This is a genomic window from Streptoalloteichus hindustanus, assembly GCF_900129375.1.
Taxonomy (GTDB): Bacteria; Actinomycetota; Actinomycetes; order Mycobacteriales; family Pseudonocardiaceae; genus Streptoalloteichus; species Streptoalloteichus hindustanus.
Window position 1 is genome coordinate 55947 of the sequence record NZ_FQVN01000013.1, and the last position, 14081, is coordinate 70027.

The 14081-nt window shown below is 72.4% G+C and carries 13 protein-coding genes and 1 pseudogene; 6 read left to right on the forward strand and 8 right to left on the reverse strand.

The window, feature by feature from the left end; translation table 11 throughout:
• Positions 1-207: 207 nt before the first annotated feature.
• From BUE43_RS33030 to BUE43_RS28120, 4 genes are all read right to left on the reverse strand, one after another.
• Positions 208-771, reverse strand: a complete 564-nt coding sequence (locus BUE43_RS33030; protein ID WP_234995969.1) for a hypothetical protein — start codon at positions 769-771, stop codon at positions 208-210.
• An 885-nt stretch (positions 772-1656) separates the two neighbouring features.
• Entirely contained in the window at positions 1657-1998 is a 342-nt protein-coding gene (locus BUE43_RS28110; protein WP_073489088.1) for a hypothetical protein, read from the reverse strand.
• Positions 1999-2421: 423 nt separating this feature from the next.
• Positions 2422-3024: a hypothetical protein gene (locus tag BUE43_RS28115; protein ID WP_073489090.1), complete on the reverse strand. Its 603-nt coding sequence runs from the start codon at positions 3022-3024 to the stop codon at positions 2422-2424.
• 60 nt (positions 3025-3084) lie between these two features.
• On the reverse strand, positions 3085-3567 hold the full coding sequence (locus BUE43_RS28120) for a hypothetical protein (RefSeq protein ID WP_143174441.1): 483 nt from the start codon (positions 3565-3567) through the stop codon (positions 3085-3087).
• A 1062-nt stretch (positions 3568-4629) separates the two neighbouring features.
• On the opposite strand from BUE43_RS28120, the gene BUE43_RS28130 reads away from it, so the two are divergent.
• Positions 4630-5130, forward strand: coding sequence for an acyltransferase (locus BUE43_RS28130; protein ID WP_234995970.1), 501 nt, complete (start codon positions 4630-4632; stop codon positions 5128-5130).
• 942 nt (positions 5131-6072) lie between these two features.
• Here the strand turns inward: BUE43_RS28130 and BUE43_RS28135 are convergent.
• On the reverse strand, positions 6073-6756 hold the full coding sequence (locus tag BUE43_RS28135; RefSeq protein WP_073489098.1) for an ABC transporter ATP-binding protein: 684 nt from the start codon (positions 6754-6756) through the stop codon (positions 6073-6075).
• Positions 6753-7841 carry an ABC transporter permease gene (locus BUE43_RS28140; RefSeq protein WP_073489100.1) on the reverse strand — a complete coding sequence of 363 codons (1089 nt, stop codon included), beginning with the start codon at positions 7839-7841 and terminating at the stop codon, positions 6753-6755. Before BUE43_RS28140 ends, BUE43_RS28135 begins: the two co-directional genes overlap by 4 nt.
• Before the next feature lie 172 nt (positions 7842-8013).
• On the opposite strand from BUE43_RS28140, the gene BUE43_RS28145 reads away from it, so the two are divergent.
• From BUE43_RS28145 to BUE43_RS28155, 4 genes are all read left to right on the forward strand, one after another.
• On the forward strand, positions 8014-9231 hold the full coding sequence (locus BUE43_RS28145; protein WP_073489102.1) for a sensor histidine kinase: 1218 nt from the start codon (positions 8014-8016) through the stop codon (positions 9229-9231).
• Positions 9228-9869, forward strand: coding sequence for a response regulator (locus BUE43_RS28150; RefSeq protein ID WP_073489104.1), 642 nt, complete (start codon positions 9228-9230; stop codon positions 9867-9869). Before BUE43_RS28145 ends, BUE43_RS28150 begins: the two co-directional genes overlap by 4 nt.
• Before the next feature lie 810 nt (positions 9870-10679).
• On the forward strand, positions 10680-10838 hold the full coding sequence (locus tag BUE43_RS34435) for a hypothetical protein (protein WP_159447804.1): 159 nt from the start codon (positions 10680-10682) through the stop codon (positions 10836-10838).
• Positions 10839-11012: 174 nt separating this feature from the next.
• Positions 11013-12161, forward strand: coding sequence for a methyltransferase domain-containing protein (locus BUE43_RS28155; RefSeq protein WP_073489106.1), 1149 nt, complete (start codon positions 11013-11015; stop codon positions 12159-12161).
• A 123-nt stretch (positions 12162-12284) separates the two neighbouring features.
• Here BUE43_RS28155 and BUE43_RS28160 read toward each other — a convergent pair whose 3' ends face one another.
• Complete coding sequence (locus BUE43_RS28160; protein ID WP_073489109.1) at positions 12285-12467, reverse strand: hypothetical protein; 183 nt, start codon at positions 12465-12467, stop codon at positions 12285-12287.
• Positions 12468-12821: 354 nt separating this feature from the next.
• Positions 12822-12995, reverse strand: a pseudogene (locus BUE43_RS36055) (hypothetical protein); the annotation flags it as partial.
• A 59-nt stretch (positions 12996-13054) separates the two neighbouring features.
• Here BUE43_RS36055 and BUE43_RS28170 point away from each other — a divergent pair.
• The gene (locus BUE43_RS28170) at positions 13055-14038 is read left to right on the forward strand and encodes a hypothetical protein (RefSeq protein ID WP_073489111.1); all 984 of its coding nucleotides are present in this window, start codon (positions 13055-13057) and stop codon (positions 14036-14038) included.
• Positions 14039-14081: the final 43 nt, after the last annotated feature.

Sequence of the window (14081 nt, forward strand, 5' to 3'; positions counted from 1 at the left end):
CGACGAGCGGCGGAGATCGCGTGGGTCAGAACAGCGTCGGCTCCGGCTCGGCGTGCGTGGCCGCCGTGGCGGGGTCCGACGTTAGCAGCGGCGTGGTCGCGGTCAGCGCCAGCCGCACGGCGAGTCCGGAATGGTCGGTGAGCCGGGAGCCGGCCGGGGTGAGTTCCCTGGTCTCGTGGACGTACTCGCAGCCAGTGAGCGCCTCGGTCAGGGTGGCTGAGCCGTGGGTGTGGTCGTAGCGGTAGCGGAGGTCCGTGCGGCGGGACCAACTGTGTTCGACGCGGTCGGGGTGCAGGTGCCGGAACAGGTCGACCAAGCCGTGGTGGACGGTGAGATCGGTGTAGAAGGCGTACTCGAACGGCGCGAACTGGCCCCGGTGCGCGGGTTGGTGGGTGGGTCGAGCACAGTGAGATCGCCGAGCAGCAGCGGCGCCTCGCCGGCGGTGATGTCCAGGGCGTGGCCGAAGCGCTGGATCCAGGTCTTCTTGCGTTCGGTTTTCTCGGCGGTGGCGTCGCGGGAGGGCACGTAGGCGCCGACGACGCGCAGCGGCCCGTCGGTGGTGTCGACCACGATCCCGGCCGCGCGGGCGGGCAGGTAGTCGCGTGCCGCGCCGAGCGGGTCCGGTGTGGTGGGCAGCTTGCTGACGATCATCACGTCGAGTTCGCCGGGGGCGTGGTCGCAGCACCAGGCCGGTCGTTCGGGCATCAGCGGCAGCAGCCGGTGCCCTTCGGCGTGGTCTGCGTCGACGATCCGGCCGCCGGCGGCGACCACGGCGGCCGGGTGGTAGCCCTTGCCGCAGCCGGAGTTCAGCGAGCACGCCGGACAGGTGGCGTTTGCGTCGACCTGGTAGCGGTCGTGGACGCGGTAGTCGTCCAGTCGTTGGGCGATGTCGGGTCGTGCTGGGGCATGGGTGGCGGTGCCGGTGCTTGAGCACGCCGGCCGTGGCCTCTGGCGGCATTGTGGTGTCGGCGGTGGTCACCGCGTGCTCAGCCGAGTCCGCCACGGCCCGGACCCGCCGCAGCCGGTCCAGGGCCAGCACCCGGTCGCGGTCGGGCGACGAGACGCCGGTCCTTCGCCGTGGCCAGGCGACCAGCCTTGGTGCAGAAGCGGATGGTCGCGCCGAGGCGCTTCACAGCTGGTTTGGCTGGGTGGCCCGGGTGTAGCCGGTTCCCGTGGCTTCTGTGGATCGGCGTGGTGGGTGGCTCCGGCGGCGTCGACGCCGAGTCGTCCTGGGGTCAGTTTCGCACCGGCTGACCGACGGCAAGGGGACAGCTCGTGGGAGAAGCCAGCCTGCGCCGCGTCGGGGAAGCACAGAGGGGCGGAGGAGGGTTGTCGGCGGCGGCGCACGGCGTGGGACAGCGCCGTCCACAGGCTGCGGTCGGCGCGATCTCGTCCGCGACGGTGTGTGCCGGGGTTGTCGGCCGGCACACCAGTGGGTGGGAGTGGGCGATGTGCAGGGTGCGCCGTTCGTCGGGGGCTGCTGCGGGGGATCGCGAATACCTCTGAGGACGCCGGCGGGGTGCGGTGTTCGTCGTCGTGTCTTCTGTTGTTGGGGTGAGGTGCCCGAGCATGTGGTGATCGGGCACCTCACCCGGCGGTTGCTGTCGTTGGTCGCCCTGCTTCGAGGGGGTGCGCGGGAGTACGGTGACGGTGTGTTCACGCGTTACCGGGTGGCGATGGGTTGATGCGTCCGGTGCGGGACCAGTGGGTGACGGCGTTGTTCTCCTCCGTTGACCCGTACTGTGCCCTGAGCATGTCGAGGGTGAGTGCGTCCACCAGTGCGTCGGGGATGTGGGCGTAGTCGCGGACGAGATCGATGACCTCGCGCGGGTTGAGGATGTCGTTGTCGTCGCATCCCTTCCACAGCAGGCACTGTGGTTCGTCGTCGGTGCTCTCCTTCATGACCTGGGCGAAGAAGGTGTTGAGGGGGCGGTCGTAGCCGACCACGACGTAATCGGCGATCTGGGGGGTTGTGGGCGTGAGGTAGTGCCTGGTCATTGTTTTCCTTTCGGGCGTGGGCGGGCAGGCCGATGGGCCGGTGGGCTGGATGGTGGGGGTGACGCGCTGTTCGCGGTGAGGGAGGGGAACCGGGAGCGGGGGTCCGGGATCGGTGGTCGCGGCGTGGCGTCGGGGTCCCGCGTGTGCTGTGCCGTCTCCCGGATCGGCTCCCTTCGGGCACGAGCAGGTCGTGCTGTGTCCGGGCCCGGGCTGGGGGGGCTGAAACCTCTGATCAGGGGCAGGACTTCGCTGTCACCACCACGCGGATGGCCGGATCGGTGGCCGTCTCAGGCCGGATCTCCACGAAGCGGCGCGGCCGGCACTCGCCCGGCCGGCGCGGTGGCCGGGTTCCTGGCCCACGCCGCGCGGCGCGTGAGTCCACAGTGGCCGGAGCAAGGAGAAGTCGCTCTGGCCGTCCGGTCTTCAGGGGCGGGAAAGCAGGGTGTCGAGCCATTCCGTGAGCGCGGGGTGCACGGGAAGGGGACGTGCGGTGAGCCGCTGGCCCCCATCCTGAAGCTCGGTCTCGGTGAGCTGTGGCGTGACCTGCTGCCAGGGCAGGTCGTGGGTGGCGCGTTCCAGGACCACGTAGCGGGTCTGGGGGCCGAACACCTCCGTCTCCGCTTCCTCGCCGCGGGGGTACAGGTCGTGCCGGAGCAGGATCCGCAGCCCGCCCTGCTGTGGTGGCGTGGGGGTGTGGGGTTCGGCGGCCACCAGGGCGACTGCCACCGAGCCGTCCGGTGTGGACACACGGTGGGGCATCGCGAGGGAGACTGGCCGGGTGGGCTCGGGGAGCGGATCCCAGAGGCAGTCGCAGGGTTCGGGGTGGGGCCCGTCGTCGGGGTGGTCGAACACCAGCTCGCCACGGCCCCGGCACTCCGGGCAGCGCTCCCACGCGTACAGCCACCCGTGCGGGATGGGCACGTAGCCCTGGGGCGGGCGCACGTCGGTGATCGGTGGGGGTGGTGGGGGCGAGATCCAGGCGGACAGGGACGGCAGTGCGGTGAGGGTCGCGGCGTCCTCGGCCATGCCAGGCTCCTCTCGGCTTGGGGGACCGGGCTCGGTCTGGGGCTGGGGTGTGGTGTGCGGCTACTCGACGGGATCGACGTAGACGGACTCGCCCCGCACCTGGATGCGCAGCGCGACCGTCTCGTCCCGCAGGCTCCGCAGCTCGTCGACGACCTCGTCCAGATCGACGGAGACACACAGGGTGGGGCGGGGGCGGTCGGGGTCGATGTGGACGGACACCAGGGCCCCGGCGAGCCTGATCGCGGGGTGTTCGTCGGCGCGTCGCGCGGAGTGGAACCTGGCGGTTCGGTGGTAGTGGCGGGCGCGTCGACGGGTGTGGGCGCTGCCGGTCTGCGGGGCCAGTGCGACGCGGACTTCGGCGGAGGTCGGCAGCGGGATCCGGAGCGGTTCCGGCTGCGCGGTTCCGGCTCGCTGGGGTGTGTCGCAAGGCGGGGTGGTGGTGTTGTGGAGTGCGGCGGTCAGGTCGTGCTCGATCCGTGCGACCACGGCGGAGTCGGGGCAGCGGTGTTCCGGGGCGGGGAACCGGGCGTGGGGGTCGGCCACAGGACGGTGCCTGCGGAGTCGACGGTTCCGACGAGGCGCACTCCCCGAGCCGGGTTGTGCGCGACGTCGACCACGACCGCCGTCGCCGTGGGATGCCGGATGCGCACGAGGCGAGCGACGTTGAGCAGCCGCAGGTGACGGATCCGGGCCGCGGCGGTCTGTGAGGCGTGGTCGGCCTCGGTGAGGGCGGTGCGAAGCGGTTCTGGTGGTTCCAGATCCATGAGCTGCTCCTCTCACGTGAAGGGCGCGGGCACCGGGCCTGCCGGTGTTCCCCAGCGGATGTCGGGCTGGAAGCGGGTGTTCCCGGTTCGTCCTGTGTGGTGCGTTCGCTACCCGCGCGGCCATCGCGGCTGGAGACACGATTCGGACCGCCCACGTCCCGGACATGCGTCCCGCCCGCGAGCGGCGGACGGTTCCGGCGCCGCGTCCGCCCAGCCGCAGCGACGTCGACGGGTCGAGCCGCTGCTCGGCGTGCTCGACGAGGTCTGTTCGTCGTGGGTTCGCGATATCCGGCTCGTGAAAGCCCGGTTGATCGTGCCGCCGGGTTCCTGACGTCGCCGTCCCCGCACGACCCGCAGGTGTGCGCGTCGCTGGCCTCAAGCCGCCCGGCAGTCGACAGATGCGGCGACAGCGCGCTCGCCAGCGCCTTCTCGTCAGAGGTCCGTGAACCACCCCTTGGTCACGGCGAGAAGGGAGAGGAACCATGGCATCCCGACGCGAAGGATTTCCTTCGGGGAAGCCTGGGGTGCGCGCGGCCTGGTGCGGCAGGTGACCAGGCCGCTCGCGTGGGCCCTTCCCGTGATTGCAGGCGGTGAACGCTCGCCCTCGTAGTGCCTCGGATCGCGGGTTGGGCGGGTCTGGGCGAGTGCGACGTCGGAAATCCGCCAGCATGCTCGTGGTCGGTCGGGTGAGCATCCGTTCGTGATCGTTGAAGCGCAGGGAATCCGCATCCGGCATCGCGGGCGTGAACCGCGGGTCCATCCCACCGCCTACGTCGCCCCGACGGCCACGTTGGTCGGTGATGTCCGCGTGGGGCCGAGGGCGCGGGTGATGTACGGAGCGGTGCTCGACGCCGAGGGGTCGCGGATCGAGGTCGGGGAGGCGTCGGTGATCTGCGAGAACGCGGTGCTGCGCGGGTCCGCGGTCGCCGGTGATCAGCCGGTGCTCGTCGACGACCACGTTTTCGTGGGGCCGCATGCCACGCTGCTGGGCTGTGAGGTCGGCAGGTGTGTCTATGTGGCGACCACGGCGACGGTCCTGCAACGCGCACGGTTGGGGGCTGGCTCGGTTGTCGCTGTCGGCGCGCTCGTCCATGCGCGCACCGTTCTGCCGGACGAGTACTTCGTGCCGCCGCACACCGTGGCGCTTGACGCGCCGGTGCGGTTGTTGGCCCCTGGCGATCCGGGCTTGGCCGAGGCTGTCGGCCGGGTGGGCTTCGCGCAGGTGGCGTTCGGTGTCGACACGGAGTGGACCGATCGGATCCGCCGGTACGAGCGCATCGCGGAGGTGCGCGTCGCCGAGTTCGGCGCGCACGCGGATGACGAGGTTGTGAATCCCGGCTAGCGCCGCGTCAACGCCCTTGTGCTGTGCTGAGGCGACGCGTCGTCCGGTTCCCACTGCAGCGGCGCGCGACCGGCGCGCTGTGTTGATCGCGGAGCGAGTGCGGCTGGCGTGAGAGCGATGACGACGAGGACAGACGGCTGCTGCGCATCATCGGCGGGGGCACCGGGTCGGTGGTGACCTGGCGCCGGGCGTAGGTGGTGCTGCTGTCGGCCCCGGGGCATGTCCGGGGCGGAGATCGCCGAGGTGACGTTCACCAGCGCGGACCGGGTCCGGGGCGTGATCCGCACCGTCAACGTCGACGGCTTCGACTCGCTCCACCCGAAGCACAGGGGCCGGTCGAACCACGACCTTCGCCCTTCCCGAACACCGCGACATCAAGAAGAACGCCAAGCCCAAGCCCACGACGGCCGAGCACGGCCTGCCGTTGTCGACCCGGAGCCCGGCCACGCTGGCCGACTTCCTGGTCGCCGAGGGGTGGTCGACGACCTCAGCCACGGGGGCCCGCGTCGTCTTGTGTCTGGACGAGTTCGGGCCGCCCAACCTCCGGCCCCACCCCGGCCGGGAGCGGACCGAGCGCGGCGGGAGGCACCAAGCCCCCGAACCGGCAACCCTGCCCGGTGCGGGCGGGCGACCCGCACCCGCCCGCACGGGTTCCACCATCTCGTCGCCGCCTGTGACCTGGCCCGAGACAGACTCCACGGCCACATCAAGCCGACGAAGAACCGGACCAGGTTCGCCGGAGTTCTGCCGCTACCCGCGCAGCCTCTACCGGCCGAGATCCGGATCGCGGTCGTGCTCGACACCTTCCCCCGCACCTGAGCACGACGAGGGACACCCGCGTCGGCGACTGGCACGCCTTGGTCGTGTCGCACCGGGTCGCCGCGTACGCCGTCGAGTAGAGGACGGCGGCTGCGAAGTTCCAGGGCTTCGGTGTGGGGGCACCTAGCGGGTGGTGGTCGGAGGGCGAAGTCGCCCGTCGTGGACCTCGGTGATCCGGTCGACGGCGGTGAGGTGGGTTCGGTCGTGGGTGACCAGGACGGTGGCGGTGGCCCGCTCGTGGGTCAGGCGGGTGATCAGGTCGATGACGGCGGCGCCCCGTTCGTGGTCGAGCGCGCTGGTGGGTTCGTCGACCACCAGGAGCGTGGGGTCGTTCATCAGGGCGCGGGCGATGTTGACGCGCTGGCGCTGGCCGCCGGAGAGCTGGTGGGGGCGGCGGCCGGCCTGGTCGGCGAGGCCGACGGCGTCGAGGAGTTCCCTCGCGCGGGTCTGGGCGGCGCGGGGTTGACGGCCGTCGATGTGGGCCATGACCTGGAGTTGTTCGGCGGCGGTGAGGGAGGGCAGCAGGTTGGGCTGCTGGAAGACGATGCCGATCCTGTGGCGGCGGAGTTCGGCGAGTTCGCCGCGGCTGAGGCCGGTGGTGGTCTGGCCGTCGATGGTGACGCTGCCGCTGTCGGGGGTGATCAGGGTGGCGGCGACCGCGAGGAGGCTGGACTTGCCGGAGCCGGAGGGGCCGACCACGGCGGTCAGGGTGCCCCGGGGAACCTCCAGGCTGACCTGGTCGAGGGCGGTGAGGCGGGTGTCGCCGTCGGGGTAGGTGAGGGTGATGTCGGTCAGGCTCAGGCTCATCGGAGGTTCCCCAGGGCGGTCAGCGGGTCGACGGCGGTGATGCGGCGGATGGACAGGGCGGCGCCGAGCACGCCGAGAAGGACGATCACGGCGGCGGGGACCAGGACGGTGGCGGGAGTCAGGAGGAAGGGCACGGCGGAGCCGGACACGAGCGCGCCGAGGGCGGCGGCGATGCCGGTGCCGGTCAGGGTGCCGCCGGCGAGCAGGACGACGGCCTGGCCGAGGGCGTCCTTGAGCAGGCCCGCGGTGGAGGCGCCCAGGGCCTTCAGGACGGCGACGTCGCCGCTGCGCTGGATGGTCCAGACGGTGAAGAAGGCGCCGACGACGAGGGCGGAGATGGCGAACAGGAAGCCGCGCATCAGCTGCAGGGAGCCGTTCTCGGAGGTGTAGGAGCCGATCGCGGCCAGCGAGTCGTCGACGGAGACCGTCGTGGTGCCGGCCTGCTGGTCGATCGCCGCCGTGTCGGCCTGGGAGGTGGTGGTCAGGGCGATGACGGTCGCGGTCGGGCCCTGCCCGCCGCCGGTGGGCGGCGCGGCCCTCCGCCAGGTGTCCAGGCTGGTCCAGATCACCGGGGTGTGGCTGAAGTGGGCCTCGCCCTCGACGGCGGCCACCGTCACCGGCTGGCCGGCCAGGGTGAGGGAGCCGCCGGCTCGCACGCCGAGGTCGTCGGCGGCCGCGGTGGACAGCACCACCGCACCGCTGGTGATCTTGTCGCTGTGGGGGGCGAGGCGGGAGCCGGGCTCGACGCCGAAGGCCGAGACCGCGGCGCTCCTGTCTCCCGCGGTGGCCTTGGTCGTGGTGATGCCCAGCGGCTCGGCGCTGTCGACACCGGGCGCCTGGGACCACTGCCGCCACTGCGCTTCGGTGACGGTGGAGTTGGAGTACGACAGGTCCTGTCCGCCGCTGGGCGCCTGGAAGGCGATCTTGTTGGCGGGCAGTCCCGTGATCGCTGAGATGTTCTGCTGGCCGAGTCCGGCCGTCAGCCCGGACAGCAGCCCGACCAGCAGGGTGATCAGCACGATGACGGTCCCCATCAGGGCGAAACGCCCCTTGGCGAACCTCAGGTCTCTCCAGGCGACGAACACGACCTCGGCCTGCCTCTCCGACGGTGGAAGCGGTACGGCTCCACCGTCGCAGCCGGCCCGCCGTGCGCGCCTGTGGCGCGGGACGGCATCGGGCGGGCCGAACGACAGCACGCGGGTTCTCACTTTCGACAGAGGCCCCCGGGGCGCCGGCCTCCGTACCCTGGGAGGCACTGTGAACACCGCCGCCGCCCTGACCCCGACCACCCGTGCCCTGGCCTGGTGCCTGCACCTGCTGGTCGTCGGCCTGCTCGCCCTGGCCGCCGTCCGGGCCCTGACCGACAGCCGGCCCCACGCCGGACTGATCGTCGCCGCGTCGGCGGTGTGCGGCCTGCTGTACGCGGTCGGGCCGCTGCTGCCGCGTCTACGCCGCTCGCGGCGGGCCGCCGCACTGTGGCTGGCCGCCGTGGGCGGCTGCTGGCTGGCGCTGCTCGCCCTGTCGCCCGACGCGGTGTGGGTGGCCTTCCCGCTGTACTTCCTGCAGCTGCACCTGCTGTCCCGCCGGGTCGGACTGGCGGCGGTGGCCGCCACCGCCGCCGCGGCCATCGCGGGCTTCGCCGCCCACCAGCACTCCTTCGGCCCCGCCATGGCCATCGGCCCCGCGCTCGGCGCCGCCGTGGCGGTCGCGGTGGTGTGGGGGTACCAGGCCCTGTACCGGGAGAGCGAACACCGCCGCGGACTGATCGAGGAACTCACCGCCACCCGCGCCGACCTGGCCGCCGCCCAGCACACCGCCGGCGTGCTCGCCGAACGCGACCGCCTGGCCCGCGAGATCCACGACACCCTCGCCCAGGGCCTGTCCAGCATCCAACTCCTGCTGCGCGCCGCCGAACGCGCCCTGCCCCAGGCGCCGCAGCACGCGGCCCGCCACATCGACCAGGCGCGGCAGGCCGCCGTCGACAACCTCGCCGAGGCCCGCCGCTTCGTCGCCGCCCTCACCCCGCCCACGCTGGAGGGCACCACCCTGGCCGGCGCCCTGGAACGCCTGTGCGCCACCACGTCCGCCCGGCACCGGCTCACCACGCGCTTCCACCTCACCGGCGACCCCGTCCCGCTCACCACCGCGCACGAGGTGGCGCTGCTGCGCATCGCCCAGTCCGCGCTCGCGAACACCGTCGGCCACGCCCAGGCCAGCACCGCCGACCTCACCCTCAGCTACCTCGGCGACCACGTCGCCCTCGACGTCGTCGACGACGGACGCGGCTTCGACCCCGCCCGCCTGCCCGCCTCCGACCCGGAGACCGGCGGGTTCGGGCTGGCCGCCATGCGCGCCCGCGCCGAGGCCCTCGGCGGCGCGCTCACCATCGAATCCGCCCCCGGCCACGGCACCGCCCTGGCCGCCCAGGTGCCCCTGACCCCGCCAGCCCCGACCCAGCCCGAGACCCGCCCATGACCGGCGACAACCCCATCCGCCTGCTGCTGGCCGACGACCACCCCGTCGTGCGGGCCGGGCTGCGCGCCCTCCTGGACACCGAACCCGGCCTGGTCGTCACCGCCGAGGCCGCCACCGCCGAGGACGCCGTCACCCGCGCCGCCGAGGGCGACATCGACGTGGTGCTGATGGACCTGCGGTTCGGCACCGGCATGGGCGGCGTCGAGGCCACCGCCCAGATCACCGCCCGGCCCGGAGCCCCCCGAGTCCTGATCGTCACCACCTACGACTCCGACGCCGACACCCTGCCCGCCATCGAAGCCGGCGCCACCGGTTACCTCCTCAAGGACGCCCCGCCCGAGGACCTGGCCGCCGCCGTGCGCACCGCGGCCGCCGGAGGCACCACGCTGGCGCCCACGGTCGCGGACCGGCTGATGAACCGGTTGCGCACGCCGGGCACCGCCCTGACCCGACGCGAGACCGAGGTCCTCGCCCTGGTCGCCGACGGCCTGTCCAACCAGGCCATCGGCCGGCGCCTCCACCTGACCGAAGGCACCGTCAAGTCCCATCTGGCCCGCATCTACACCAAGCTCGACGTCGACTCGCGTACCGCCGCCGTCGCCACCGCCACCGATCTCGGCCTCATCCGGCGGCGGTAGGGGAGCGCAGGCGGGTGGTGAGGAGGCTGTGCACCGCCAGGTCGGCGTCGGTGACCGGCTCGACTCCCCGTAGACGCTGGGTGCGAGGCGGGATGGGGTGGGGTGCTCGCGCCAGCGGGTGATCTCGGTCCGGCCGGGCGTGAGTGTGTCGTGCAGGACCTCGGCCAGTGCGGGCTCGGGCTCGGGCCCGGCGGGGCGGAGCCGGGCGGTGGTGGCCATGGCGCGGCCCCCTCTTGTTCGGGGCGGGTGGGCCAGGTGAGGACGGCGGCCGCGACACGCCAGACCGGTGGGGTCTCGCGGCGCCCAGGCGTGACGCGGCGCCACCAATCGCCGTCGGGGTGTGGGCGGCGGAGTGCGCGATCACCTGCTCGGCATGTCTCCGGCCGTCGAGGCGCTCCAGCAGCGGGTGACGTAGGACGGTGGGCTCGGTCAGCAGGGACATCGTTATCTGCGCAGACCGCTGTCTGAGCCGGATCCAGAGCGTGCTGCGTTCCCGCGGCGATGCCGTGGACGTGGAGCTTCTCGCGCGGATGCCCAGCGCGCGGAGGAAACCCGCGAAACGCGACCGACCAGAGACCCCATCGGACAGTCCACAGTGGACACACTCCACAGTGGACGGATCTCCAGGTCGCTCCCGACCCGTTCGTCGCCGAAGTCCCCAACCTGCGACTCGCCGCTACCTCCCCGGACCGCCTCCGCTGTCCTCTGCCCTGGCTACCGCCACCACCGCGGCCACCCCGACACCCGCCGAGTGAGGCGCGTTCCGGGCAGCCCATCCCGCTCACGCTCGATCGGATCGAGGAGTTCACCATGCCCGTCACCCTGCGCCTCGTGATCGGCGCGGAGGAGCTGAAACACCGCACGCGCCATGGCTGGTTGCCCGGCCTCGGGCACGGAACCTGGCACCAACCGGAGATCCGTGATGGTGTCGTGGTGCCGTCCCAGGCGATCCGCGCACCTGACGCGTAGCGAGGGGCCCGCGGGCTGTCCTGTGGAGACCGACAGCGGCCGATGCCCCGTGGGGGAGCGCCGTTTCTGCTGCGCACTGTGCGCCGAGCTGATGGCACGACCAGACCACCCGCACCGCGACGGCATCGCCGACGCCCTCGCCGACCAACTCAGCGACACGGGAGAAACCACCACATGACCACCACGACCAGCGACCCCACCGCCGAACTGCGCGCCCACCTGGTCGACCAGCTCACCACCGGGGGGTTCCTGCGTTCCGCGCCCTGGCGGGCGGCGTTTCTGGCCACGCCCCGCCACCTGTTCGTCCCCCGCTTCACCCTGGTCGGTCCTCGTGGTGACCGGGCCGACCATGACACCCGGGACCCCGATCCGGCCACGCGGGAGCAGGCCCTGCGGGCCGCCTACAGCAACGACACCCTCGTCACCCGCTTCACCGGCCCCGAACCAACCAGCTCCTCCACCGAACCGTCGCTGATGGCCGACATGCTGGAGGCCCTGGACGTCCACGACGGCCACCGCGTCCTGGAAGTGGGCACGGGCACGGGATACAACGCGGCCCTGCTCTGCCACCGCCTCGGAGACCAGAACGTCACCACCCTCGACGTCGACGCCGATCTCGTCGACGCTGCCCGCCAGGCCCTGGCTGACGCCGGCTACCGGCCAGCTGCGCGGGCTGGTGACGGCGCGGCGGGCTGCCCCGAGCGGGCGCCGTTCGACCGCGTCCTCGCCACCTGCGGCGTTGGCCGCGTGCCCACGGCCTGGATCGACCAGCTCGCCCCCGGCGGGGCGATCCTGGTCAACGTCGCCAGGGGCATCGTCCTGCTGCGCCGCAACGGGGACGAACCGGCGGTCTCTGGCCGGTTCCTCGGCCCCGCCGGGTTCGTGCGGCTGCGCCGCGCCGAGGAACCGAACCCGATGTCGGCGGCCCACGCCCTCGCCGCCACCCGTGACCTGACCGGCACCGGGCGGGTCGTGTCCCTGCCCCAGAACCTCACCTACACCGTCATCTCGGGGTTCGCCGCGTTGGTCGCCCCGCACAGCCAGCTCGTCCTGGTGCACGACGACGGCGCGCCGCGCGCCTACCACTGGTACGAGGCTGTCACAGGCTCGTGGCTGCGGCTGGATCTCCAGCCCGGCGGAGAGGGCGAGGCCATCCTCACCGAGGCCGGGCCGCGGCGCCTGTGGAACGAGATCGCGCCCATCCTCGCCCGGTGGGAGCAGGAGGGGAACCCGACGATCGACCACTACGGGCTGCGCGTGAACCGCGACGGCACCCACGATCTGTGGCTGAGCCGCTCCGACTGGTCGGTGCGGCTGCCGTGACCCCACCGGTGCCAACTCGGGCGGACGTGTGGACACGTTCCCGCACTGACGGCACGACGACGTGGGACAGGCCCCGACATCCCCGATGTCGGGGCGTGACCGCGCTCCTGTCTTCCCGCACGGTCAACGGCCCGCGAGTGGCGTGGGCAGGATCCGGAGCTGGGCATGCTCTGACAGCGCTGTGCGCAGTGCCTCGTTCTCCACAGTGAGCGCGTGCCCGTGCTGGGCGAGGACGTCGACAGAGCGGCGGAGCGCGACGATCTCGTCTCGCTCCTCCCGTGTGCGTTGCGCCAGTTCACGTTCCACGTGCCGGACATGTTCACGCAGTGTGTCCGGCGTACCGGTTTCTCCGGCCCGCCGCGTGGCCAACATCGCGCGGAGCCGGGCCTGGTCGACGACCCGCCAGGAAAGTCATCGACCTCGCCCCGGATGCGGTCGAACTGGTCAGCGAGGCGAGGAGAGGTGCGGGCTCCGGACGTGTCGTCCTCGTCCTGCTCCAGGAAGGTGTCCTGGCGAGCGAGTTCGTTGTCGGCTTCGACCTTCGAGGGGAACGCGGAGGGCGTAAGTTCCCGTGCAGGGTTTCACATCCGGTGACGTCTTGATTTTGTGTGGCCTGAGGTGTCGCTCGGTGCCCTCGTTGGCAGGTCTTGCCCGGGTGTCTCAGTGAGAGGGCGTTTCTTCTCGCCCACACTGCTGGGCCGCATCGATGACTTCCTGGCCGAGGGGTGGTGGCTTCATGGGGCATCTGCGGTGAGCTCGTTGCAGTAGCCGCCCGCCGAGAGCGTGTTCGAGTTGGCTGATTTGGGTCACCAGTACGGATTCGTGAAGCCCAAGGGCCTCGGCGGCGGGACGCTACCGTAGGCCCCACCGACGCCGGGAAGGGCGGTGATGCCGTGCTGCGGCGGAACCTGATGGCCGGCGTGCTCGGCGTCGCCGGGGCCGCCCTGCTGGGTCCGCCCCGCGCCGAGGCCCAGGCCCACGAGCCCGTGACGGTGGCCGGGTTGCGGCGCCTGGTTGACCAGGCCCAGACCGACTACCTGGCCTGCCGGTACTCCCATCTGGCCTCCGGGCTGCCCCGCGTGATCCGGTACGCCCACGCCGCCCGCGCCGCCGTGCAGGCCGATCAGCGTTGTCAGGTCGACGCGCTGATGGCCACCGCCTACCGGCACGCCACCTGGCTGGCGTTGCGGTTGGGCGAGGACGGGTTGGCCGCCGGCCTGTCGGACCAGGCCCTGTCCGCCGCGCGGACCTCCGGGAACCTGGCGGTCGAGGCCGAGGCCGCGCAGATGGGCGCGGTGGTGCTCCGCAGGTTCGACCAGACCGATCAGGCCCAGCACCTGGTGGTGGACACCGCCGAGAGGCTGCACCGTGACGCGGGCCTGACCGGTCCCGGCCACACCGCGGCCTACGCCATGTTGCTGGAGACCGGCGCCTACACCGCGGCCATCGCTGGTCGTCGTGACACCGCCCTGGACCTGCACTCCGAGGCGGCGGCCGCCGCCCGCACCACCCGGCACGGTCGGCCCGAGCCGCTGACCCCCTCCGTGGTCGACGCCCACTACCTGGGCGTGTACCAGATCAGCGTGCATCGCCGGCTCGGTGACTGCGGTGCCGCCATCGACGCCGCCCGCGCCATCCGGCCCGTCTCCATCACGGTCACCGAACGGCTGGTGCGCTACTGGGAGGACGTCGCGCTGGCCTACGAGGCCTGGGGCAAGAGGCGGGAGGCGTTCTCCGCTCTGCTGGCTGCGGAACGCGCCGCCCCGCAGGAGGTTCGGCTTCGCCCCTGGGCTCACCGCCTCACCAGGCAGCTGCGGTCGTCTGGGCCAGCGCTGCCCGGTCTGCGCGAGTTCGCCGCGCGCGCCGGTGTCGCCTGAGGCCGAACACGAACGCACCACCAACCCGGGGACCGCTCTGCCG